General features: G+C 63.7%; 33 protein-coding genes. 29 read left to right on the top strand and 4 right to left on the bottom strand.

Features of this window, described 5'->3' with window-relative positions; all coding sequences use genetic code 11:
• Positions 1-3: 3 nt before the first annotated feature.
• Positions 4-465: a hypothetical protein gene (locus KDH83_RS13550; RefSeq protein ID WP_212316485.1), complete on the bottom strand. Its 462-nt coding sequence runs from the start codon at positions 463-465 to the stop codon at positions 4-6.
• A gap of 182 nt (positions 466-647) precedes the next feature.
• On the opposite strand from KDH83_RS13550, the gene KDH83_RS13545 reads away from it, so the two are divergent.
• Positions 648-1,559: a hypothetical protein gene (locus KDH83_RS13545; RefSeq protein ID WP_212316483.1), complete on the top strand. Its 912-nt coding sequence runs from the start codon at positions 648-650 to the stop codon at positions 1,557-1,559.
• Positions 1,560-1,584: 25 nt separating this feature from the next.
• On the opposite strand, the gene KDH83_RS13540 is transcribed toward KDH83_RS13545, so the two are convergent.
• Positions 1,585-2,289, bottom strand: a complete 705-nt coding sequence (locus KDH83_RS13540; RefSeq protein WP_212316481.1) for a S24 family peptidase — start codon at positions 2,287-2,289, stop codon at positions 1,585-1,587.
• Positions 2,290-2,362: 73 nt separating this feature from the next.
• Between KDH83_RS13540 and KDH83_RS13535 the strand changes: the two genes are divergently transcribed.
• Entirely contained in the window at positions 2,363-2,572 is a 210-nt protein-coding gene (locus tag KDH83_RS13535; protein ID WP_212316479.1) for a helix-turn-helix transcriptional regulator, read from the top strand.
• A 2-nt stretch (positions 2,573-2,574) separates the two neighbouring features.
• Here the strand turns inward: KDH83_RS13535 and KDH83_RS13530 are convergent, their stop codons facing one another.
• Complete coding sequence (locus tag KDH83_RS13530) at positions 2,575-3,072, bottom strand: hypothetical protein (protein ID WP_212316477.1); 498 nt, start codon at positions 3,070-3,072, stop codon at positions 2,575-2,577.
• Between the two features lie 158 nt (positions 3,073-3,230).
• Positions 3,231-3,404 (bottom strand): hypothetical protein, encoded by a 174-nt coding sequence (locus tag KDH83_RS13525; protein ID WP_212316498.1) that lies wholly within the window; start codon positions 3,402-3,404, stop codon positions 3,231-3,233.
• Positions 3,405-3,514: 110 nt separating this feature from the next.
• Here KDH83_RS13525 and KDH83_RS13520 point away from each other — a divergent pair, with 110 nt between their 5' ends.
• The 27 genes from KDH83_RS13520 (at position 3,515) to KDH83_RS13390 (ending at position 21,217) form a co-directional block, all read left to right on the top strand.
• Positions 3,515-3,781, top strand: coding sequence for a DNA-binding protein (locus KDH83_RS13520; RefSeq protein WP_212316475.1), 267 nt, complete (start codon positions 3,515-3,517; stop codon positions 3,779-3,781).
• 1 nt (position 3,782) lies between these two features.
• Positions 3,783-4,241 carry a recombination protein NinB gene (locus KDH83_RS13515; RefSeq protein WP_212316473.1) on the top strand — a complete coding sequence of 153 codons (459 nt, stop codon included), beginning with the start codon at positions 3,783-3,785 and terminating at the stop codon, positions 4,239-4,241.
• Positions 4,238-4,681 (top strand): hypothetical protein, encoded by a 444-nt coding sequence (locus KDH83_RS13510; RefSeq protein WP_212316471.1) that lies wholly within the window; start codon positions 4,238-4,240, stop codon positions 4,679-4,681. The genes KDH83_RS13515 and KDH83_RS13510 overlap by 4 nt, the downstream gene beginning before the upstream one ends.
• Positions 4,671-5,366 (top strand): hypothetical protein, encoded by a 696-nt coding sequence (locus KDH83_RS13505; protein WP_212316470.1) that lies wholly within the window; start codon positions 4,671-4,673, stop codon positions 5,364-5,366. The genes KDH83_RS13510 and KDH83_RS13505 overlap by 11 nt, the downstream gene beginning before the upstream one ends.
• Positions 5,348-5,734 carry a hypothetical protein gene (locus KDH83_RS13500; RefSeq protein ID WP_349291626.1) on the top strand — a complete coding sequence of 129 codons (387 nt, stop codon included), beginning with the start codon at positions 5,348-5,350 and terminating at the stop codon, positions 5,732-5,734. Before KDH83_RS13505 ends, KDH83_RS13500 begins: the two co-directional genes overlap by 19 nt.
• Entirely contained in the window at positions 5,731-6,672 is a 942-nt protein-coding gene (locus tag KDH83_RS13495) for an AAA family ATPase (protein WP_212316468.1), read from the top strand. The genes KDH83_RS13500 and KDH83_RS13495 overlap by 4 nt, the downstream gene beginning before the upstream one ends.
• The gene (locus KDH83_RS13490; protein ID WP_249205089.1) at positions 6,669-7,241 is read left to right on the top strand and encodes a RusA family crossover junction endodeoxyribonuclease; all 573 of its coding nucleotides are present in this window, start codon (positions 6,669-6,671) and stop codon (positions 7,239-7,241) included. Before KDH83_RS13495 ends, KDH83_RS13490 begins: the two co-directional genes overlap by 4 nt.
• The gene (locus tag KDH83_RS13485; RefSeq protein ID WP_212316466.1) at positions 7,238-7,624 is read left to right on the top strand and encodes a hypothetical protein; all 387 of its coding nucleotides are present in this window, start codon (positions 7,238-7,240) and stop codon (positions 7,622-7,624) included. Before KDH83_RS13490 ends, KDH83_RS13485 begins: the two co-directional genes overlap by 4 nt.
• Positions 7,624-7,830: a hypothetical protein gene (locus KDH83_RS13480; RefSeq protein ID WP_212316464.1), complete on the top strand. Its 207-nt coding sequence runs from the start codon at positions 7,624-7,626 to the stop codon at positions 7,828-7,830. The genes KDH83_RS13485 and KDH83_RS13480 overlap by 1 nt, the downstream gene beginning before the upstream one ends.
• Positions 7,827-8,264 carry a hypothetical protein gene (locus KDH83_RS13475; RefSeq protein WP_212316462.1) on the top strand — a complete coding sequence of 146 codons (438 nt, stop codon included), beginning with the start codon at positions 7,827-7,829 and terminating at the stop codon, positions 8,262-8,264. Before KDH83_RS13480 ends, KDH83_RS13475 begins: the two co-directional genes overlap by 4 nt.
• Before the next feature lie 639 nt (positions 8,265-8,903).
• Positions 8,904-9,164: a hypothetical protein gene (locus KDH83_RS13470; protein WP_212316460.1), complete on the top strand. Its 261-nt coding sequence runs from the start codon at positions 8,904-8,906 to the stop codon at positions 9,162-9,164.
• Positions 9,165-9,323: 159 nt separating this feature from the next.
• Positions 9,324-9,482 carry a hypothetical protein gene (locus KDH83_RS13465; protein WP_212316458.1) on the top strand — a complete coding sequence of 53 codons (159 nt, stop codon included), beginning with the start codon at positions 9,324-9,326 and terminating at the stop codon, positions 9,480-9,482.
• Positions 9,483-9,484: 2 nt separating this feature from the next.
• A complete protein-coding gene (locus KDH83_RS13460; RefSeq protein WP_212316449.1) occupies positions 9,485-10,024 on the top strand; it encodes a helix-turn-helix domain-containing protein in 540 nt (179 codons plus the stop codon).
• Entirely contained in the window at positions 10,005-11,414 is a 1,410-nt protein-coding gene (locus KDH83_RS13455; RefSeq protein ID WP_212316447.1) for a PBSX family phage terminase large subunit, read from the top strand. The genes KDH83_RS13460 and KDH83_RS13455 overlap by 20 nt, the downstream gene beginning before the upstream one ends.
• Before the next feature lie 8 nt (positions 11,415-11,422).
• Positions 11,423-12,874 (top strand): DUF1073 domain-containing protein, encoded by a 1,452-nt coding sequence (locus tag KDH83_RS13450; RefSeq protein ID WP_212316445.1) that lies wholly within the window; start codon positions 11,423-11,425, stop codon positions 12,872-12,874.
• 52 nt (positions 12,875-12,926) lie between these two features.
• Positions 12,927-13,604: a phage minor head protein gene (locus KDH83_RS13445; protein WP_349291625.1), complete on the top strand. Its 678-nt coding sequence runs from the start codon at positions 12,927-12,929 to the stop codon at positions 13,602-13,604.
• Positions 13,605-13,606: 2 nt separating this feature from the next.
• The gene (locus KDH83_RS13440; RefSeq protein ID WP_249205088.1) at positions 13,607-14,899 is read left to right on the top strand and encodes a DUF2213 domain-containing protein; all 1,293 of its coding nucleotides are present in this window, start codon (positions 13,607-13,609) and stop codon (positions 14,897-14,899) included.
• 12 nt (positions 14,900-14,911) lie between these two features.
• A complete protein-coding gene (locus tag KDH83_RS13435) occupies positions 14,912-15,397 on the top strand; it encodes a hypothetical protein (RefSeq protein WP_249205087.1) in 486 nt (161 codons plus the stop codon).
• A 60-nt stretch (positions 15,398-15,457) separates the two neighbouring features.
• Complete coding sequence (locus KDH83_RS13430; protein ID WP_212316441.1) at positions 15,458-16,480, top strand: DUF2184 domain-containing protein; 1,023 nt, start codon at positions 15,458-15,460, stop codon at positions 16,478-16,480.
• Positions 16,481-16,490: 10 nt separating this feature from the next.
• Complete coding sequence (locus KDH83_RS13425; protein WP_212316439.1) at positions 16,491-16,853, top strand: hypothetical protein; 363 nt, start codon at positions 16,491-16,493, stop codon at positions 16,851-16,853.
• Between the two features lie 9 nt (positions 16,854-16,862).
• Entirely contained in the window at positions 16,863-17,246 is a 384-nt protein-coding gene (locus KDH83_RS13420) for a DUF4054 domain-containing protein (RefSeq protein WP_212316437.1), read from the top strand.
• On the top strand, positions 17,243-17,722 hold the full coding sequence (locus KDH83_RS13415) for a hypothetical protein (protein ID WP_212316435.1): 480 nt from the start codon (positions 17,243-17,245) through the stop codon (positions 17,720-17,722). The genes KDH83_RS13420 and KDH83_RS13415 overlap by 4 nt, the downstream gene beginning before the upstream one ends.
• A gap of 2 nt (positions 17,723-17,724) precedes the next feature.
• Positions 17,725-18,099 (top strand): hypothetical protein, encoded by a 375-nt coding sequence (locus KDH83_RS13410; protein ID WP_212316433.1) that lies wholly within the window; start codon positions 17,725-17,727, stop codon positions 18,097-18,099.
• A gap of 3 nt (positions 18,100-18,102) precedes the next feature.
• A complete protein-coding gene (locus tag KDH83_RS13405) occupies positions 18,103-18,687 on the top strand; it encodes a hypothetical protein (RefSeq protein WP_212316425.1) in 585 nt (194 codons plus the stop codon).
• 66 nt (positions 18,688-18,753) lie between these two features.
• Entirely contained in the window at positions 18,754-20,226 is a 1,473-nt protein-coding gene (locus KDH83_RS13400; protein WP_212316423.1) for a DUF3383 domain-containing protein, read from the top strand.
• 5 nt (positions 20,227-20,231) lie between these two features.
• Complete coding sequence (locus KDH83_RS13395) at positions 20,232-20,765, top strand: HNH endonuclease (RefSeq protein ID WP_212316421.1); 534 nt, start codon at positions 20,232-20,234, stop codon at positions 20,763-20,765.
• An 8-nt stretch (positions 20,766-20,773) separates the two neighbouring features.
• Positions 20,774-21,217: a phage protein gene (locus tag KDH83_RS13390; protein ID WP_212316419.1), complete on the top strand. Its 444-nt coding sequence runs from the start codon at positions 20,774-20,776 to the stop codon at positions 21,215-21,217.
• Positions 21,218-21,246: the final 29 nt, after the last annotated feature.

Here is a 21,246-nt window from a genome sequence, read left to right as displayed (position 1 = left end):
GGGTTAGGCGGGGAGGGTCGTCTTGGCGACGATCTGGGCAGCGAGGGATTCGCACTCGTCGATGCAGTAGTCCAGGGAGCGCATCACGCCAGTGCTGCCGCCGTGGGAGCGGTCGCCAGCGTGGGCGCAGTCAAAGCCGAACCACCACAGAGCCGACGGAACCGGATAGCGCTCGCTCTTGCCCGAGTAGGTGACGCTGCCGTGCACGTCGAACGCCAAATCAGGGGCGGTCAGGCGGCTGGCATCTCCGGCTGCGCAGAAGACCGCGATCATGCCGCGCTTACCAACAGGCTCGCCTTCGGCAGGCGGCGTCAGGGCCGGATGCGGCTGGTTGTAGTCGGCGCCGAAAAGCGGGTGCGAAGCCGGCACGCCCACATACCCGCAGCGGTGCGAATCGCGCACCATGATGACCACGGCGCGAAAGCCTGCTTCGGTGGTCCAGTCCTTCTCAACGTCGTACGCCATGCTGTTTCTCCCGTTCTCCCCGGGGTGGGGAGGTGTTGGGAGAATTATGCGCAAACGAATAGATCAAGTCAATACGAAAACGAATAAATAATTCGTAAGGGTATTCCCGACCGTCGTCAGTGCCCCAAGTGCGGCTATAGCGTCGCTCGGCTTATGATGCGGGGGGGATTTTCGGAGGTCTTATGGAGTCGAAGCTGTGGGGTATCTGGTTGTGTGCGCTTATTGCGGGGGCCGCGCCGTCCTTCGCGTCTGCGCAGACCAGTGTGGACTGCAATGCCAAGCCGACAGTCGTAGATCGGCTCGTGTGCAGCGACCAGACATTGCTTAACCTGGACGCCAAGTTTGCACGTGCTTATGCGGCTGCAAAGGCGGGGAGTGGCGATTTGAAGGCGCTATCGACCCGCGCGCAGGCAGATCTCAAATGGCGTCAAGAAAACTGCCGAGATAGCGATTGCTTGGAGGAGTGGTACAACAACATCACGCCCCAGTATCAGGCGCTGGCGAAGAATTCCCGGATCTCGACTGCACCGGCCCGAAAACCCGCCGGCTCAGATAATTCCTTGTTGGCGGGAGAACTGCTACGTGCGTATCTCGCCAACGGCATCGCCGCCGACGCGAAATATAGGGGCAAGCCAGTGGACATTCGCGGCGTGGTTCAGGAAGTGGGGAGAGATGCAGGAGGGGATCCATACGTGGCTTTGTGGGCCGATGATCCGTACCGATCTGTCAAGCTGGTTTTCGCCACAGCTCAGGAAGGCATGCTGGCGCAACTGCGGCGGGGCGAGTCCATCCAGAGACGGTGTGTTGGGCTCGGCATGGCCTTCCAAACCCCCATCCTCGATTGCCGATTCGAGGGCAATTTGCCTACCGGGAACAGCGCGCGGCCGCGTTCGGAAGTCTCTGGAATGCTCGCCGAGGCAGACCGGCTGGATACGCTATGTCGTGGGGGTGCCGCCAACTCTCAAGCGACTGAAGTAGCGTGCAGCGAGCGCGAGTTAATCATGAAGCAAATCCGATATGTGGGCTGGTGCTGGGGCCATGCCAATGACTTGGGCTACCAACGCAAGTGGGTGCAGTGCGCGCCGGGAGACTGACACCAGTGCTCCCGGCTTTAACGGCCTAAAAATCTTCGCTGCGCCAGACCTTCAGCACGCGGCCGAAGACCTCGAAATCCATGGTGGGTTCCACCACCCAGGCCTGGTAGGCCGGGTTCTCCGACAGGGCCATCAGGCCCTTGCCGGGGATCTTCTGCAGGCGCTTGATGAACCCCTCGCCATCCACGCGGAAGAAGTAGACGGCGTCGTAGTCGGCCATAATGACGCCGCGGTCGACCAGGAGGGGATCGCCTGGGTTGAACATCGGGCGCATCGAGTCGCCGAAGCCCGTCACGATGCACAGATTGCTGGCTGACGTGGCGCCGCGCACGTTCTGCGCCAGCCACGCCTGATCCACACGCCAGCTCTTGATGAGCCCAGGCTGATCTCGCAGTTCGAGGCCGTCGCCCATCTTGCCGCCAGTGTCGAATTGGGGTATCGGCACATCGTCCTGTGGCGCGGCTGCGGGCAGCGCTTTCAGAGTCTTGTCGTCCTCTCCACTGAACATCGTCGCCACCAGGTCGGCGCGCGCGCGGTCGCTCAGAAAGGCCTCGACCGGAACACCGTAATAGCGGGCGATCGGCTCGAAGGTGGAAACGCGCGGCTCGGCCGCCGTTCCAGACAGAAATCGGTAGATGGTGGGCTGCGGCACCTTCGCCTTGCGTGCAAGGGAGTTCGCGGTGTCGCCGGCGCGCGACATCAGCGCCGCCAAGAATTCACGGGAGTTCATGGCGAAACTATGCATGAATGAATAATTCGATTGGGTATTGCATGGTTATTCGGAAACGTATAATCTGACGCCCATGGACACCGCTACCGACCTCATCAAGCGCATTCGCGCAGCCGGATTGACCCAGTCGGAAATCTCCCGACGCACAGGCATTCCGCAGCCGCGCCTCTCTCGTTGGGAGGCGGGCGCGCCTTCCGCTGGCGCCAACGACGCCCTGAAGCTGGCCGAGCTGGCCCGCTCGCTGCCGCCGCCCGAGCCCGCCCCGGCGCAGGAGGCGGCGTGATGTCATCGCCTCATCCTGCCACCCGGACCGCGCTCCGGCCCAAGCCTGTCCATCATCTTTTGCATGTTTTCCGCAGACCTATCTGGCTCGTCGGAACCTACTTTTCCGTGGTCTTTACAGACAAGCCAAGCGCGGTATCGGTCATGCTGGAGAATCGTTTCCCCGCCTGCACGGGAGCAGTTTATGCACGCGTAGATGACTGGTCTGGTCGGATCATCTGCATTCTTGCTACGAAGCACAACGCCGCCGCGAACAGTGGTGTATTCCTCCCAACGTTTCCGGTCATCAAGGCGCTCGGTGATCTGGGCAAGCTCTGCCTTGAGGGCCAGAAGCGCTGCCTTGAGCGCCGCATTTTCCTCACGGAGCAGCGCATTCTCCGCAATCAGGAGCGCATTCGTGCGTTTCAAGAGAAACATAGATCGCATCCACAAGAAGGGTGCCAGCAGCCATCTGCCGAGCTTCTGAAATCCAGCAATCAACCCGGTGATCAGGCCAATCATGGCCAAGATTGCCGCGCCCCATCCGATGGGGCCGCAGCTCCAGGGAAGGGTTGTGCAGATCAGATCCATACGAGTTCCCCCAACGTAGGAAAGGGCTGTGTGAGAACTCCCGATTCTACGTTGCGCGGGAACCACGGCGAGGAGGGCGTATGACCGCATCAATGCACCGTCGCCGATTCGCGCCCCTCGGTCGCCCACGCCATGCGGTCGCGCTCGGCGCACAGTTCGCGGAAGAGGTCCATCACCGCGGCTTCGCTCGGATCCACGAACGTGCGCCGGGCCATGTCCTGGGCGGTGATCAGCAGCTTTTCGGTATCGGTCAGATTTTTCATGCCGCCAGTGTGCGCGGCTCCGCGCTCAAGCGCACTCAGGCTCTTTTGTTCAAGGCTGTATCTCGATGAACGCACCTATCCCCATCTCGCAGGTTCCTCAAGCGCCCTCAATGGGGCGCTCGTTCCGGCAGTACCTGACCGATCCACGGCTCAAGCCGGCGGTCATGGAGGCGCTGGGCTGGGACGATAGCCAGGTGAGCCGGTTCCTGTCGGGCACCCAGGGCGTGACCATCGACAAGCTGGACGCCGCCATCGGCGCGCTGGACATGGTGCCTGTGACGCGCCGCTACCTGAATGCGATCCGCGAGCTGGGCAAGACGGGCGCCGCGTGCGTCTGCGCCAGTGAGGGCCGCGGCGAGTGCGGCTGGGACCGCTGACATGCGCCAGCGCCTGCTGAACCCGAAATCCTTCCTGCTGTACGGGGAGAGCCAGTTGGCCGCCATTCAATCGCTGCTGCCCAACTTGCCGCTGGACGCCGACGAGCCGCTGGAGGTGGTGGTGCGCGAGCGCGTCAAGCCCCGCAAGAAGAGCCAGAACGACCTGATGTGGGCAGGCCCCTTGCGCGATATCGCCGAACAGGCCTGGGTGCAGGGCCAGCGCTTCACGGCAGAGGTGTGGCACGAGCAGTTCAAACGCGACTTCCTACCCGAGGAGTACGACCCGGAGCTGTGCAAGGAAGGCTACGTGAAGTGGCAGATCACCCCGCGCGGCGATCGCGCGCTGGTGGGCAGCACCACCATGCTGACCGTCAAGGGCATGGCCCAGTACCTGACCCAGGTGGAAGCCGCCGGCGCCGAGCTCGGCGTCGAGTTCCGCAGTAGGGAGGGCCGGCCATGAAAAAAGTCGGGATTCCGACTACCGGTCTGCGGGACAGTGGGGCTATGAGATCCGCTCCACTGACCCGCAAGACCCCGCTGAAGGCCACCACCGGCCTCCAGCGCACCCCCATCAAGCGCCGCGCGCCGAAGAAGCGCCCCGGCCATGCGCCCGAGTACACCGCCGCGATCAAAGGCGAGTGCTGCTACCTGCGCTTCCCTGGCTGCCGCAGCTACGAAAAGGACCCCACGGTTGTGCCTGCCCACCAGAACGAGGGCAAGGGCATGGGCCTGAAGGTTCACGACCGTTTCACCGTTCCCGCCTGCCACTTCTGCCATGCGCTCTACGACCAGAGCGGGATCGATCGAGAAATCAAGCGCGCCACCTTCGACTGGGCATACACCCGGTGGGAGCCCGTGCGCGCCGAGAAGATGAAAGAGGGAGCCGCCCATGGCTGCTGACTGGATCAAGATGCGCGTCGACCTGCCGACGCATCCGAAAGTTGTCCGCATTGCGTCCGCTTGCCAAGCGGACAGACTGCGCGTGATTGGCGGACTTTTGTCCGTTTGGGGGATCTTCGATGCCCACTCGGTCGATGGAAAGTTGGAAGGCTATACGCCCAAGGTGATGGACGAGACCGTCGGCTTTCCCGGATTTTCGGACGCCATGATTTCCGTCGGCTGGCTGGCATTTGACGGAAATTCCCTCTATATGCCCGAGTTTGACGAGCATAACGGGCAGTCCGCCAAGAAGCGCGCGCAGGACGCAGACAGGAAGAGAAACGACCGAAATCTGTCCGCTTCACAAGCGGACAAAAAGCGGACTAGAGAAGAGAAGAATAGAGAAGAAAAAGATAACCCCCAAAGCCCCCTGCCGGGGGTGGAGGGCTGGACGTTGCCAGACTGGGTTCCTGCCGAACCCTGGCAGCAGTTCGAGGAAATGCGGCGGAAGAAGAAAAAGCCCATGACCGACGCCGCCCGCAAGCTGGCGGTGACCAAGCTGGACACGCTGCGATCTGCCGGCCACGACGCGGCCGCGGTAATCGGACAGTCCGTCCTGCACGCCTGGGACTCGTTCTACGAGATCAAGGGCGGCGCCGCGCCGGCGGTTCCCGGAGAAGACCAACCGTGGACGGGGGCAGTGTGATCGGACACCAGACCCTCTTCGATGCCCGGATGGCGGGCTACAGACCTGTCGACGTCTGGGTGGCCTGCGTGCCTGCCGGCCAGCGCCACGGCAGCTTTACCCACCCCGAGGCCATGATCGGCCGGATGACGGATGGTCGCTGGGTTGGCCATGCCGAGATCCACATCCACGACGACGAGAACGTGGCCACGCTGGACCTGCGCACGGTGGTGGGCACGGTCGTGCACCTGCTGGCGCCGACGCGGGCCCGGGCGCTGCAGGTGTTGCGCCGCCTGGCCGAATGCTCGCCCGCCAAGGTCATCGCGTCCGGCGACTGGGGGCTGGCCATCTGGCAGCCCGGCGCCACCATCGAGGAATTCCCAGCATGAGCCAGATCATCAGCCCCGCCGACGTCGACTTCGAGGCCTACATGGCCGAAACCGAGCCCCAGGCCAAGGTGCTGGCCGCCGAGGCTTGGCGCGACGAGCTGGCGCGCGCCGTCGAGCACGGCGAGCAGGTCACGGGCGCGAAGCTGCCCTGGGCCAAGACCCACGACCTGCTGCGCTTCCGCCCGGGCGAGGTGACGCTGTGGCAGGGCATCAACGGCCACGGCAAAAGCGAGCTGCTGGGCCAGGCCTGCATCGGCTTCGCCTGCCAGGACGAGCGGGTGTGCATCGCCTCGTTCGAGATGAAGCCCCAGTCCACCCTCAAGCGCATGCTGCGCCAGACCGCCATGAACAGCCGGCCGAGCGTGCAGGCCGTCGACCGCCTCATCGACTGGTCGCGGGACCGCCTGTGGCTGTACGACCAGCAGGGCACGGTCAAGCCGGCCATGCTGTACGCCGTGGCGCGCTACTGCGCCGACCGCCTCAAGGTCCGCCACCTGGTGATCGACAGCCTGATGAAGTGCGTCCGCTGCGAGGACGACTACAACGGCCAGAAGGACTTCGTGGACATGCTCTGCACGCTGGCGCGCGACCTGGGCATGCACATCCACCTGGTGCACCACGCCAAGAAGGGCGAGAACGAGGACGCCGTCCCGGGCAAGTTTTCGGCCAAGGGCTCCGGCGCCATCGTCGACCAGGTCGACCAGATGCTCACCGTCTGGAGAAACAAGAAAAAGGAACGCATCGCCGAAGTGGAACTGCGCAATGGCGGCGAGCTGTCGGACGAAACGCTCAAGCTGCCCGACACGATGCTGATCTGCGACAAGAACCGTCACGGCGAGTGGGAAGGGCGCATCAGCCTCTGGCGCCACGCCGACAGCCTGCAATTCACCAGCGACCAGCGTCGCCAACCCATCGACATGATCGGAGCCCTCGCATGAACGCTTCACCGAACCTCACCGACCCCTACGACCCGATGGCCGGCACGCTGGCGGGCAGCTACGCGCGCGCGCAAGGGGCGCATGCCGTGTTGCTGACACTGCCGTACCCGATCAGCGCGAACCGCTACTGGGCCAGCCGCACGGTCACGCCGCGGGGAAAGCCGGCATTCACCAGCACCTACGTCACGCCCGAGGCCAAGGCCTACAAGGCCCAGGTGCAGAAGCTGGCGGTGGTGGCCGGCGTGCGCAAGCCAATCGCCGGCCGGGTGCGGGTGGAGTTCACCCTGTACCCGAACCGCCCGCAGGACTGGCAGAAGCGCATGCGCAAGGAAGGCGCGGCCTGGGACGACACCGTGCAATGCCTGGACCTGGACAACGCCCAGAAGGTGGTGCTGGACAGCCTGAAGGACGTCGTTTTCCAGGATGACGCCTGGGTGCGCGAGATCAGCGCCCGCCGGGCCGAGCCGGACGAGTTCGGCGCGCGGCTCGTGGCGGTCGTCACCCCGCTGGCCGTCGAGCAACCGCAGACCGACCTCTTTGGCGCCGTGGCGCAGGAGTGCAAGGCATGAACAAGCCCCGCATCAAACTCATCGGCGGCGTGTGGCGCTGCCAGTCGGGCGAATCCCTGAGCGTCGGCCAGACTCCGCGCCAGGCCTTCAACCGATGGCTGGAGGCGACCATCATGGCCGGCCTGCTGCAGTATGGCCAAGCCGAGCCGGTAGTCGAGCGGCCCAAGCCGAAGCCGCAGCGTTCCCGCGCGCGGCCGCAGAAGCCCCAGACGCTCAGCGGTGTGGACATTCCGGTCTTCGTCGCCGGCCCGCGCACCGTCGACGTGCTGACGCGACCGCCGCTCAGTCTGTCATCTGTCGGGCTGCGGCTAAATGGCGTGCGAGCGCGCGAGGCGCAACCCATGACGCCGTCCCTCTCGGGTGGACGGCGGGGGAAAGATTGATGACCTGGGCCCGCCAATCCGACCGCGGAGATCCGCTCAAGGTGCTGGAGCGCCGCCAAGAACCGCCGTCTGCGCGCACCTGCGCGGGCTGCACCCAGATCAGGCTGATCACCAGTCCCTTCGGCGGCCGGCGCGTCCTGCGCTGCGCCCTGGGCGAGGAGATCGGCCAACGTTGTTCGAAGTACGAGGAGCGCACCGCGCCATGAGCATCCCTAAACTGCTGCTGTACCGGCTGCCCGCCGATTTCCACGAGCGCCTTGAGAACTGGGGCGACGTCATGCGAAGCCGCGGCGGCTACGGCGTCTCGCCCACCTACGAAATCTGTCGCATGCTGGCCAAGCAGGCCGGCAAGTTGCCCCGCGGAGAAGAGCCGGAGAAGGAGCTGGACGAGGCAGACGCCGGCTTCATCGAGGCCGCTTGGCGCAACTCCGTCTACCGCATGCTGCACCAGCACCGCGAGCTGCTGCGCGCCCACTACGTCCAGCGCGCCTACTGGAAAGCCACATGCCGCGCTCAGGGCATCAGGCTGCGGGAGTACGACGACATTCTGGTGCGCGCCGTCGGCAACTTCGAAGATTTTGTTGCGCAGTACGCAATGCGGGTGCATAATCGCCGCCAAGACAACCTGACTACCGTCTAACGACGTGACCCGATGCCCATGGCGGGCATCGTGCGTCCGGAAGAAACTGAGCCCCATGCTTAAGCCTGGGGCTTTTTTCTTGGGCACTTACAGTCCGAGCGCAATTTCATGTTGGAATAGATCCTCCTAAACTCGGAGTGTCATATGCCGCCGATTATTGTTCAGATTGCGACTGCACCGCGCAGAGACCAGGACTCGGGTGCCATCCTGTATGCGCTTGATAAAGAAGGCGGAGTGTGGGCATACGCAGAAGGCCCACGGGGGGCTGCCTGGCGGCAATTGCCGCCGCTCCCTGAGCAGCCCGTGAACGGAACTACCCCGGAAGAAAAGGCAGCCCGACAATCACGAGCAACCACTGATTAAAGTCTCGACCGCCTTCGGGCGGTTTTTTGTTTCCAGAGAGCAGAGGCCAGAGAGAACCGTCCGCCGGGCCGCATGGGCACCGGCAGGCAGACGTCATGCTCCGGCCTCTGCTCTGTGGGAACAGCCGCCGCAATCGACCAGCCAGCAGCGCGCCAATGGCCAATGCTGCACTCGGGGATAGCCCCGTATCGCTGGCTCCGACCGGCGCCGCCCGACAACTCCACCCGCGACGGGATGTCAGCTGGGGAGGGGCCCCACAAACTACCTGGAGGCCGGATGGCCATTCTCAAACGCCTGACGCCGGAGCAGCTGGCGCAGGACTACACGCACTACGGCCGGATGTACAAGATCGTCCCGGTCTACCTGGGCGATCCCTATGGCGAGTGTCGTGTGGCCGTGCGCAACTGGTGGCCGGAATGGACGCTGGACGCGGCTGACTGGGTATGGTCCGGCGCAGTCGCCTGCATGCAGGCCATCAATCCCGAATTCGAACACCCCGGCTTCATGATCGCCATCGACGGCGAGCTGAAGCACTGACCACACCCCATGAGTCGCCTCAGCAGGCCTGGCGCCCGCGCAGGGGCAAATGCGCGGGACACTTCTTGCCGGTCTTGTCGCCGGTGGCCTGCACGACGAGAACCGCCGCACCCAGCCCGCCGTGGCGGGTAGCCGGATGGGGGCAACCGAGGATTCAACATGGCCAAACTCGAGCTACAGCTTACGGTCACGGTCGCCTGGTGGCTCCGCGCCTACGTGTGGTGGCTGAACCTGCGGCATCGGATTACCGGCCATCGCCCCAGCATCGGCCGCGCCATTTGGCTGGTTGAGAGGGGCATCAAAGCAAAGGTGGAATAGGCATGGGACGACCTTCGAAGCTGACGGACGCCCAATGGGAGGCCATCGGCAAGCGCCTGCTGGCAGGTGAATCCACATCAGCGTTGGCGCGCGAGTTCGGCGTCAGCAAGGGCGCCGTATCCAGCCGGTTTTCAAAACGCACGGAAACCATTAAAGCCGTTGCAAATCAACTGGTTGCGGCTGACCGAGCGATGGCGAATCTGAACGTTTCTGAACAGATTGCTGCCCGTTCACTTGCCGATGACCTGAAGGCGATATCGGAGCACCTGGCCGGCGCCGCCCGATATGGGAGCGCTACGGCGCACCGCTTGGCATTGATCGCACACACCGAGTCCGAAAAGATCGACGACACCGCCCCAACAAATTCGGAGAGCGTCGAGGCGCTGAAGGGTGTCGCGCTCCTGACCAAGATGGCCAATTCAGCCAGCGAGATCGGCCTCAATCTGCTCCGGGCGAACAAGGAACAGATCGACGGCCTGAACCGCGGCGACGACGAAGCCCCGGCGGGCCTGGAACACTTCTATGGGGACTCGGCCACCTAAACCCACGCTCAACCCGGCTCTTAGAGAGTTCTGGCTGCAGCCGGCGCGCAATCGTGTGCTGGTCGGCGGCCGCGCGTCTACGAAGTCGTGGGACGCCGCAGGGTTTGCCACGTTCCTAGCGGGCAAGTACAAGCTGCGCATCCTGTGCGTGCGGCAGTTCCAGAACAAGATCGAAGAGTCTGTCTATACGCTGCTGAAGACCCAGATCGAGAGATTCGGGCTGAACCCACAGTTCCGGATCCTGGACAACAAGATCCACCACCGCAGGACCAAGACGGAATTCTTGTTCTACGGTCTGTGGCGCTCGATCGACGAAATCAAGTCGCTGGAAGGGATTGACATTCTCTGGATTGAGGAAGCTCATAACCTGACCGCCGAGCAGTGGGAGATTCTGGAGCCGACGATCCGCAAGGCGGGGTCACAGATCTGGATCATCTTCAACCCCAAGCTGGCGACCGACTTCGCCTACAAGCGCTTCGTGCTGAACCCGCCGCCCAACACGGTGGTGCGCCAAATCAACTACGACGAGAACCCGTTTCTCTCGCAGACGATGCGCGACATCATCGAGGCGGCGAAGGCCGAGGACTATGACGAATACGCCCATGTGTACCTGGGCGTGCCTCGCGACAGTGACGACGGGGTGATTATCCGTCGGGCCTGGATCATGGCCGCGATTGACGCGCACCTGAAGCTGGGCTTCGAGCCTGCTGGCGCCAAGCGCATCGGTTTCGACGTGGCCGACAGCGGTGAGGACAAGTGCGCCAACGTCTACGCGCACGGTTCGGTGGTGTCCTGGGCGGACGAATGGAAGGCGGCCGAGGACGAGCTGCTGAAGAGCTGCACGCGGACCTACGCTGCCGCCCGCGAGCGCAGCGCGGGCGTTACCTATGACTCCATCGGCGTCGGCGCCGGATGCGGAGCCAAGTTCGGCGAGATCAACGACGCACGGCGCGAGGAAGGCGACAACCAGCCCGTGCTGTACGAGAAATTCAACGCCGGCGGTGCCGTGTTCGAGCCGGATGAAGAGTACATGCCTGGCACGACAAACAAGGACATGTTCTCGAACGTCAAGGCCCAGGCATGGTGGCAAGTGGCTGATCGCTTCCGGAACACCTACAACGCGGTGCACCGCGGCGAGAAGTTCACCGACGATCAGTTGATCAGCATATCCAGCGATTGTCCGCATTTGGAGAAGCTGATCGACGAGCTATCAACCCCGAAACGCGACTATGACCAGAATGGCCGCGTGAAAGTCGAAAGCAAGAAGGACCTAGCCAAGCCCAATCGTGAGGGCGGCCCGGTCAAGTCTCCAAACCTCGCGGACGCGCTCATCATGTGCTTTGCGCCCCGTGATCGCAGCCTGGAGGTCTGGGCGCGACTTGCAGCATAAGGAAAACCATGGGCCGTCGCTCATTCGGAAAGGTCGCGGCGCGTAAAGACGCCCCGGCCACTGTCACCGCGCCGGCCCGCGATTCCTTCGCCAATATCGAAGCGCGCGTCGGCATCCAGGCGAACAACCAAGCGTCCCAGGGGCGTTACACGTTCGACCTGGTCAGCCGGAACCGCATCCAGATGGAAGCGGCTTATCGCTCGTCATGGATCTGTGGGATGGCCGTGGATGCTGTCGCCGAAGACATGACGCGTGCCGGTATCGAGCTGGCCAGCGACATTGACCCGGACGACGTCGAGCGTATCCAGTCCACCATCGAGCAATTCCAGGTATGGGACGCCCTGTGCGACACCGTGAAGTGGTCACGCCTGTACGGTGGCTCGATCGCGGTCATGCTGATCGACGGCCAGGATGTGAGTACCCCCCTCAAGCTGGACACGATCAAACAGGGTCAGTTCAAGGGGCTGCTGGCATTGGACCGCTGGCTGGTCCAGCCATCTCTGACGCATCTGGTCCGAGATTACGGTCCCGATCTGGGAAAGCCAGAGTATTACGACGTGCTGATTGCCGCGCCGGCCCTGGCCGGCCAGCGAGTGCACTATAGCCGCGTGATCCGGCTGGAAGGCCTGAAGCTTCCCTATTGGCAGCGCATCGCTGAGAACCTATGGGGCCAGTCGGTGCTGGAGCGGCTATGGGACCGTCTTCTGGCGTTCGACAGCACCACCGAGGGCGCTGCGCAGTTGGTCTACAAGGCCCACCTTCGCACCTACAAGGTTAAGAAGCTGCGCGATATCCTGTCCAAGGGCGGCCCGGCTGAGGCTGGATTGATGAAGCAGATCGACTTCATCCGCCGCTTTCAGTCCAACGAGGGCATGACCCTCATGGACGCCGACGACGAGTTTGAGGCCCACCAGTACTCGTTTTCCGGCCTGGACGACGTCCTGCTGCAGTTCGGCCAGCAGATATCCGGTGCACTGCAGATCCCGCTGGTGCGCCTCTTTGGTCAATCCCCCGCCGGTCTGAACGCCTCGGGGGATTCTGACCTGCGCACGTATTACGACAACGTCGCGAACGGGCAGGACAAGCAGCTGCGCCCAGGCATGAGCGTGCTGCTGGACGTGATCCACCGGTCCTCGCTTGGCCGGCCGCCTGATGACAAGTTCGGCTTTGAGTTCCGTTCCTGCTGGCAGTTGACGGACACCGAGAAGGCGACAGTCGCCAAGGACGTCGAAACCGCTGTTGCTGACGCCTACGACAAGGGCATCATCGGCCGCAAGACGGCGCTGTCTGAGCTGCGCAAATCGGGCCACAAGACAGGCGTCTTCGCCACGATTACCGAGGAAGAGATTGATGCCGCAGACGACGAGCCGCCCGAACCTCGCGAGGTCGACATACCTGGGCTCGATGTCGGGAAGAACCCGGGACAAGCACCAGGGGCGCAAGCAGCCGCACCGGCGTGATCCAGTAAATGCCCGTAAAGCTGAGGGGCCATATGGGCGGCAGTTGAAGCGGGTGGCGCAGAACGTCGGGCGGATCATCAATGCGTTTCCGCCCGACGAGCCCAACGCCGTGCCACCCATGACGGCCGTGCTCAACGCCTACGCGGAGACCTTGACCGAATGGGCACACGCGACGGCGCTGCAGATGGTCACGGACGTCAACCGGCGCGACCGCGACGCCTTCATGAAGCGCGCGCGCGACATGTCCACGGCGCTGCAGCAGGAACTGCGCAACGCGGAGACGGGCCGCGTGATGCGTCAGTTGCTGGCCGAGCAGGTCGACCTGATCAAGAGCATCCCGCTCGAGGCCGCCAAGCGCGTGCATGTCCTGACGTCGGAGGCGTTGCTGGACAGCACGCGCGCCGCGGAGATCGCCAAGGAAATCATGCGTTCAGGGGAGGTGGCCGAGAGCCGCGCGCTCCTGATCGCCAGAACGGAGGTGGCCAGGACGGCCGCCAAGCTCACAGAGGCGCGCGCCCAGGCGGTCGGCAGCACGCATTACATATGGCGCACGTCCGGCGATTCTGATGTGCGGGCCGGTCATAGGCACATGAACGGCAAGGTGTTCGCCTGGAACGACCCGCCGATGGTCAACGAGGGGACCGACAAGCGGCCCGTATGGATGCGGCACCACCCGGGCGAAATCTGGAATTGCAGATGCTGGGCAGAGCCGATATTGGCAAAGGAATGAGCATGCATACCACTGACCGAATGGCCAGCGGCTTCTACACGGTCGAACGTCTTGGCGCGCGGCAGTCCGTCACCAATGACGGATTCCTGCTGTGCGAGGGCGTACCGATCGCGCGTATCGGCGAGCTGCTGTACGCCGACGGGGAAGTGCCGGTCGAGGCTGGACGAGACGGGATCATCCGCATCGATCGCACGCCTGAAGAGGTATTCCGGCCGGAGACCCTAGCCAGTTTCGAAGGCAAGCCGGTCACGATGGACCACCCCGCCGAGTTCGTGACGCCGGACACGTGGCGGCAATTGGCGGTTGGGATCACCCAGAACGTTCGCCGCGGCGAGGGTGTGGACGCGGATTTCATCCTGGCCGACATGTTGATTACAGACCGCGCGGCCATCGATGCGGTGCGATTCGACCCTAAGGAACCAGGGAAGAAGCTAATCCGCGAGGTTTCCTGCGGCTACGACGCGGACTACGAACAGATTGAACCCGGGCGCGGGGTACAGCGCAACATCATCGGCAACCACACGGCGCTGGTAGAGCGTGGCCGCTGCGGCCCGCGTTGCGCAATCGGAGATAAGGAAAGCGATATGAGCAAGAAAAAGAGTACCTGGGACCGCATCCGCGCGGCCTTCAAGTCCAAGGACGAGGCCGCGCTTGAAGAAGCGCTCGAGGACGCGGAAACGGCAGACGCTGACGGCGATGACGACGACAAGGACAAGGACGACGACAAGTCGGCCAAGACCGGTGACGGCGCCACCCTCGATGCCATCCTTGGCGCTGTCCAGAAGCTGACCAAGCGCGTCGGCGACATGGAAGCCAAGATGGACGAGAAGGACGACGAGAAGGAAACCAAGGACACAGTCCTGGAAGCGGAGGAGGCCGAGCACAACTCGGAAGCCAAGGGCGAAACCTATACCGGCGACATGGCTACGGTTCGCTCCGGCGCTGAAATCCTGGCCCCTGGCATCAAGCTGCCCACCTTCGACAGCAAGAAGGTCAAGACGGCGGACGCGGTTTGCGCCTGCCAGCGCAAGGCCCTGGAAACGGCCTATGCGACGGACGCAGGCCGCGCTGCCATCGACCCCTTCCTGGCCGGCCGCGCGCCGGAGTTCGGCACGATGGATGCTGCGTCGGTGTCGACGATCTTCAACGGCGCGGCAGCCTTGCGCCGCCACCAAAACAACGCGTCCGGCGTGCGCAGCGGCATCACCACGCGGGATTTCGGCCGGCCCTCCACGGTCAGCAGCATCAACGAGCAGAACCGCAAGTTCTGGGACGCCCGGACGGGCAACAAATAAGGAACCACCATCATGGTCGCATATCTCTATCGCATGCCGTCCGGCATTCCGGGCGATGTCAGCCGTAAGGAAAACTCGGTCGTCGAGGCCCAGATCCTTAACGCTTCCCTGCCGTTCTCGGCCTATGGCCTGGTCGGCAAGATGGCCGCAGGCAAGTTCGTGCCCTTCGCCGGCGGTGAAGCTGCCACCGACGCTTACGGTGTCCTGGTGCGTCCGTTCCCGACCAATTCGGGCACTGACGGCCTGGGTACGGCGACGCCGCCCACTTCCGGCCCGGGCGATGTCCTGCGCCGCGGCTACATCACCGTGAAGCTGAATGGCGGCGCCACCGTGGCGGCCGGCGGCCCCGTTTACGTGCGCGTGGCGGCCGCAGCATCCGGCAAGCCGCTGGGCGGCTTCGAAGGCGCAGCCGACAGCACCAACACCGTCGCCATCAATGCCATCTTTCTGTCGGCCGCCGACGCGGACGGCAACGTCGAGATCTCCTTTCGCAACTGATCCCCATCACGGGAACGGGCCACCTTCGGGTGGCCTTTTTTTCGCCCCTACGGAGCAAACATGAACCTGAGCAAAACCGAACTGGCGGCCGTGATGGATGCGACTCGCCGTCTGACGCGTGCCCGGACCACGGACAGCATGATCACTTTCGACCGCCAGACGATCGACTCGGCCGGTGCCTTCCTCATCGGCGAACTTGAACGCCTCGACCAGACGCTGCACGCGCCGCTGGCGTCCGTGACCTGGTCCCGCGACATCGACCTGCGTGAGGACGTGTCCATCGCCGACGAAACCTCGTCGTTCACCAATTCCAGCTTTGCCGCTGCGGGCGGCCCGTCGCCCACTGGCAAGAGCTGGATCGGCAAGGACGCCAACTCCATCCAGGGCCTGGCGCTGGACATCGGCAAGACCGCCAGCCCCCTGACCCTGTGGGGCATGGAACTGGGCTGGGCCATCCCCGAGCTGGAGTCTGCGCAGAAGCTGGGCCGACCCGTCGACCAGCAGAAGTACGCCGGCATGCAGCTCAAGCACAACATGGACATCGATGAGCAGGTCTATATCGGTGACGCCACGCTGGGCCTGTACGGTCTGGTCAACAGCCCGAAGGTCACGAACTCCAGCAATGCGCAGACGGGCAACTGGGCCACGGCCACGCCGCAGCAGATGCTGGACGACGTGAACGAGCTGATCAACAGCACTTGGGCCGCATCCGGCTATGCGATCTGCCCCAGCAAGCTGCTGCTGCCGCCGATCCAGTATTCCAAGCTGGTCGGTACGCTGGTGTCCAGCGCTGGCAATATCTCGGTGCTGGAGTTCCTGCGCCAGAACAGCCTGGCCAACAGCGTCAACGGTCGGCCGCTGGACATTCAGCCGTTGAAGTGGCTCTACCAGCGCGGCGCCAGCAGCGCCAACCGCATGGTGGCCTATACGCAGGATCAGCAGCGCGTCCGCTTCCCCCTGGTGCCGCTGCAGCGCACGCCGCTGGAGTACCGCAGCATCTACCAGTTGACGACCTACTTTGGCCGCCTCGGCGCTGTGGAATTCGTCTACCCGGAAACGCTGGGTTACCGCGACGGTATCTAAGGAGAACGGCATGCCGAAGATCTACGTCAACCGCGAATTCACGCTGCAGCTGGGCGGTGAAAAGCGACTTTTCACGGTCGGCAACCACTCGGTGGACGCCGAAACTGCGAAGCACTGGTATGTACTGGCCCACATCGGCGATGAGCCGGCTGTGGACCCGGACACCAGCGCAGCAGCTGACGCGCTGCTGGCCGAGCTGGATGCCAGGGCACACAAGCTGCAGAAGCTCGAAGACCAGGTCGCAGAGCGCGAGAAGGCGGCAGCCGCGCGGGAGACCGAACTCGCGCAACGGGAAGACGCCGTTGCCGAGCGCGAGAAGGCGGCCGACAATGCCGACCAGGCCGCCGCCGGCAAGGCCAAACCCACGAAATAGGGACGCACGATGGACGCAGCCACTTTCCGCCAGGACTTTCCCGAGTTCGCCAGCGAAACCATCTACCCGGGCCCGCAGGTGGATTTCTACCTGCGGGTGGCGGAAAAGCTGCTTCCTGAGAGCCGGTGGGGCGAGATGCTGCCCTATGCCATTGAGCTGTTCGTCGCCCACCATCTGGCGATTGGCCGCCAGAACGAGCAGACGGCCGCCGTAGGCGCTGCGCCGGGGGCCGTGAAGGGGCCGGCCACGTCCAAGGCTGTCGACAAGGTCAGCGTCGCATATGACGCGGGCGCGGTGGCGCTGGACGATGGCGGGTTCTGGAACCTGACCACCTACGGGATCCGGTTCCTGCAGCTGGCGCGGCTGTTCGGTGCTGGAGGCGTACAGCTATGAGCGGGAAATTTCGAGTCGATCGCCTGGAAGGCGTCTTGGCCTCGATCAACGAGTTGGTCAAGAAGCAGGTCCTGGTCGGCGTGCCTGACAGCGCGCCGGACCGAGACGAAGGCCCGTTGTCCAACGCCCAGATCGGCTACATCCTGGAGCACGGGTCGCCCGCTAACAACCTACCGCCACGGCCGCACCTGTTGCCCGGCGTGCAGGATGCCCGACCCAAGGTCGAGCCTGAGCTGCAGGCCGGCGTGAACGCGGCGCTTGATGGTGACACGCAGAAGGTGGACACCCGACTGAGTCGGGCCGGGATCGTAGCGGCCAGCGCGGTCAAAGCCAAGATCAACAGCAACATCCAGCCGGCTCTCGCCGACCGGACGCTCGAAGATCGACGCCGGCGCGGCGTCACGCGCGAGAACACGCTGGTGGACACCGGCCAGTATCGAAACTCGATCACCTACGTGGTCCGCAAGAAGGGGTAGTCATGGCGCTTCTCGATGTCTCTGATGTGCTGCTCGATCCGGATTTCATGGACACGGGCCTCATCTGTAACCGCATGGCGCAGACCATCGACGACGATGGGTTCGCCACGAACGCGGCCACCGCGCATCCGTTCGCTGCGGTCGTGACCAGCGACAAGGGCGATGTCCTGCATCGCAACGCGGACGGGTCGCGGATCATCGGGTCTATCACTGTCCACACGATTTTCCGGCTATCGGATGGCAGTGCTGGCCAGGACGCAGACGAGGTCGTGTGGCAGGGGCGGACCTACACGGTCGTCAACGTCAACGACTATTCGCACTTCGGGCGCGGCTTTGTGTGCGCCACCTGCGATTTGAAGACGCCGCTTACGGGGTGATGTATGAACGATAGCTCGACGGGCGGGTATCTGACTCCAGCGGCCGCGACGCCACCGGAAGAGGATCAGGAACTGGACCGGCTGCTGGTCCAGATGGTGCGCGGGATTTCAGGGCTGCCGAATGACAAGGTCCGGGCGCGGTGGCAGCCGACGACACCCAAGCAGCCCGCCGACCCGGCCGAGAACTGGTGTGCAATCGGCATCACGGTCCAGTCGCCCGATGCCTCGCCGGCGATCCAGCATGATCCGGCCGGTGATGGACGGGACGTGTATTGGCGCCACCAGGGTATCGAGCTGCTTTGCACGTTCTACGGGTCGGAGGCGAAGATGCGAGCGCAGGCGCTGGCGGACGGCCTAGCCATCCCGCAAAATCGGGAGGAACTGGGCAAACATGAGATGGCCGTGGTGGGCACAGGCGATATTCGCGCAGTCCCCGACCTAGTCAACAACGTATGGGTCCGCCGCTATGACATGACCGTGTTCCTGCGGCGCAAGATCAGCCGCAGCTATTCCGTGCTCAATCTGCTCAACGCAGGCGTCACGACACACACCGCCGCCGGCAGCGTTACGACGGGCATTTCCCCGTAGCAGCCGCGCGCGCCGCAATGGGCCACCTCCGGGTGGCCTTTTTCATTTCTGATGGTAGAGGATCCCATGGCCAATGGACTGCCTGTTTCCCGTCTGATCAACGTCACGATCAACATGTCGCCGCTCGCAGCTCAGGGCGCCAATCTCAACACCGCGCTGGTGCTGGGTTCGTCCGCCGTCATCGACACGAGCGAGCGTATGCGCTCCTATGGCAGCATCGACGCCGTCGCCGCCGACTTTGGCATCACGGCGCCGGAATACCGCGCCGCGCTGCTGTACTTCCAGCAGACGCCGCAGCCGTCGCAGCTCTACATCGGCCGCTGGGCCAAAGCCGCGGCCTCGGCCACCCTGCGCGGCGCCGTGCTGTCGGCCGCTGAAAAACAGATGTCGGTTTGGACTGCGGTCAAGACGGGCGCCTTCAAGCTGTCGGTCGATGGCACCGAGAAGAGCGTCAGCGGTCTGGACTTTTCCGCCGCCACCAACCTGAACGGCGTCGCGTCGACCATCGGCGCGGCTCTGACGGGCGCCACGGTGGTTTGGAACGGCTCGCAGTTCGTGGTGACGTCGAACACGACGGGGGCCAGCTCCACGCTGGGCTATGCCACGGCGCCGGCCTCTGGGATCGATATCTCCGGCATGCTCGGGCTGACCGTTGACAAGGCTTCCGCGCCCGTGGCCGGCATCGTCGCCGAAACGCCAGCGGCAGCCGTGGCGCTGTTCCTGGATCGCTTCGCCAACAAGTTCCTGGGCCTGGCCTTCGCCGACGCGCTGACAGACGCCCAGCACCTGGCCGTGGCCGAGCTGATCGAAGCCGACCAGCGCCACCTGTACGGCGTGTCGACACAGGCGCCGCAGGTGCTGGACCCGGTCAATCAGGACGATATCGCCAGCCGGCTGAAGGCCCTGAAGTACAAGTATTCGATCGCGCAGTTCTCCAGCGCCAGCCCCTACGCGGTGGTGTCGTTGCTGGGCCGCATGCTGACGGTGAACTTCAACGCCAACAACACGACCATCACGCTGATGTACAAGCAGGAGCCCGGCATCGTCGCCGAGACCTTGACCAGCAGCCAGGCCGATACGCTGGCGGCGAAGAACTGCAACGTGTTCGTCAACTACGACAACGACACGGCGATCATCCAGTACGGCGTCACGCCCAGCGGCATCTTCATCGACTCGGTCTACAACGCGATCTGGTTCCGCAATCGCCTGCAGACGGATGTCTACAACCTGCTCTACACCAGCCCCACCAAGATTCCCCAGACCGACGCCGGCAACCAGCTGATCGCCTCGGTGATCGAGGGCGCGTGCGCGGCCGCGGTCAACAATGGGTATCTGGCCCCGGGCGTGTGGAACTCGGCGGGCTTCGGCGCGCTGAAGCAGGGCGACACGCTGGCGAAGGGCTACTACGTCTATGCGCCGGCCATCGCCACGCAGTCGCAAGCCGACCGCGAGGCGCGCAAGGCTGTTCCATTCCAGGTCGCCGCCAAGGAGGCCGGCGCCATTCACACCGTCGACGTTCTGGTCACGGTCAACCGGTAAAGCCGATGAAGACGCTGCCGATTGAGTATTTGCATGAGGCACTGTCCTACGACCCGGATAGCGGGCTCATGCAATGGAAGGAACGGCCGCGCCAACACTTCGCGACTGATCGCGGATGGCGTTGTTTCAATAGCCGATTCGCGGGTAAGCCGGCCGGTACGTTGAGCCCCACCACAGGATATGTGGTGGTGAACTTCTCCGGCGGGAACTTATTTGGTGTGCATCGACTGGCGATTGCCTTGGCGACTGATTCGTGGCCTCGATATGTGGACCATATTGACCGCAATCGAGCCAACAACAAATTGTCCAATCTCAGGACGTGCACGAAATCTGAAAACCAGTGCAATCGCGGCGTACAGCGGAACAACAAGTGCGGCAGAAAAGGGGTGTGCCTGCACGCCCCAGGCAAGTGGAGGGCCAGGGTCATGAAGGGTGGAGTCTTGAAAGACCTTGGTCTATTTGCGAGTGCTGATGAAGCACATTTGGCCTATGCGGCGTCTGCGCAGATCCTGCACGGCGAATTCGTCAATCTTGGGTAGAGAAAATTATGTCTGGAACTTATTCGTTTATGGACGTGTCCGCCAGCCTGGTAGGCCCCGGCGGGGTATTCAGCCTGGGCTACGGCTCGGCGAACGCGGAAGAGGGCATCACGATCGCGCCTGGCGCCGACAAGAACACCATGATGATCGGCGCGGACGGGGAGGGCATGCACAGCCTGCATGCCGACAAGTCCGGCCAGGTCACGCTGCGGTACTTGAAGACGTCGCCCACCAACGTCCAGTTGCAGGCGCTCTACGACGCGCAGTCGCTGGACAGCCGCCTGTGGGGCAAGAACCTGATCACCGTGACGAACAGCGCCAGCGGCGATGTGACGGCCTGCCGTTCCTGCGCATTCAAGCGCAAGCCGGATCTGACCTATGCCAAGGACGGCGACATTGTCGAGTGGGTATTCGACGCCATGAAGATCGACACCTTGCTGGGGACCTACTGATGGCCGAAATCGAGCTTTCCGGGAACCGC

It is taken from the genome of Achromobacter sp. Marseille-Q0513 (genome assembly GCF_018195695.1).
Lineage (GTDB): Bacteria > Pseudomonadota > Gammaproteobacteria > Burkholderiales > Burkholderiaceae_B > Achromobacter.
Note: the sequence above shows the minus strand (reverse complement) of the source record. Positions and strands in the feature narration are given on the sequence as shown.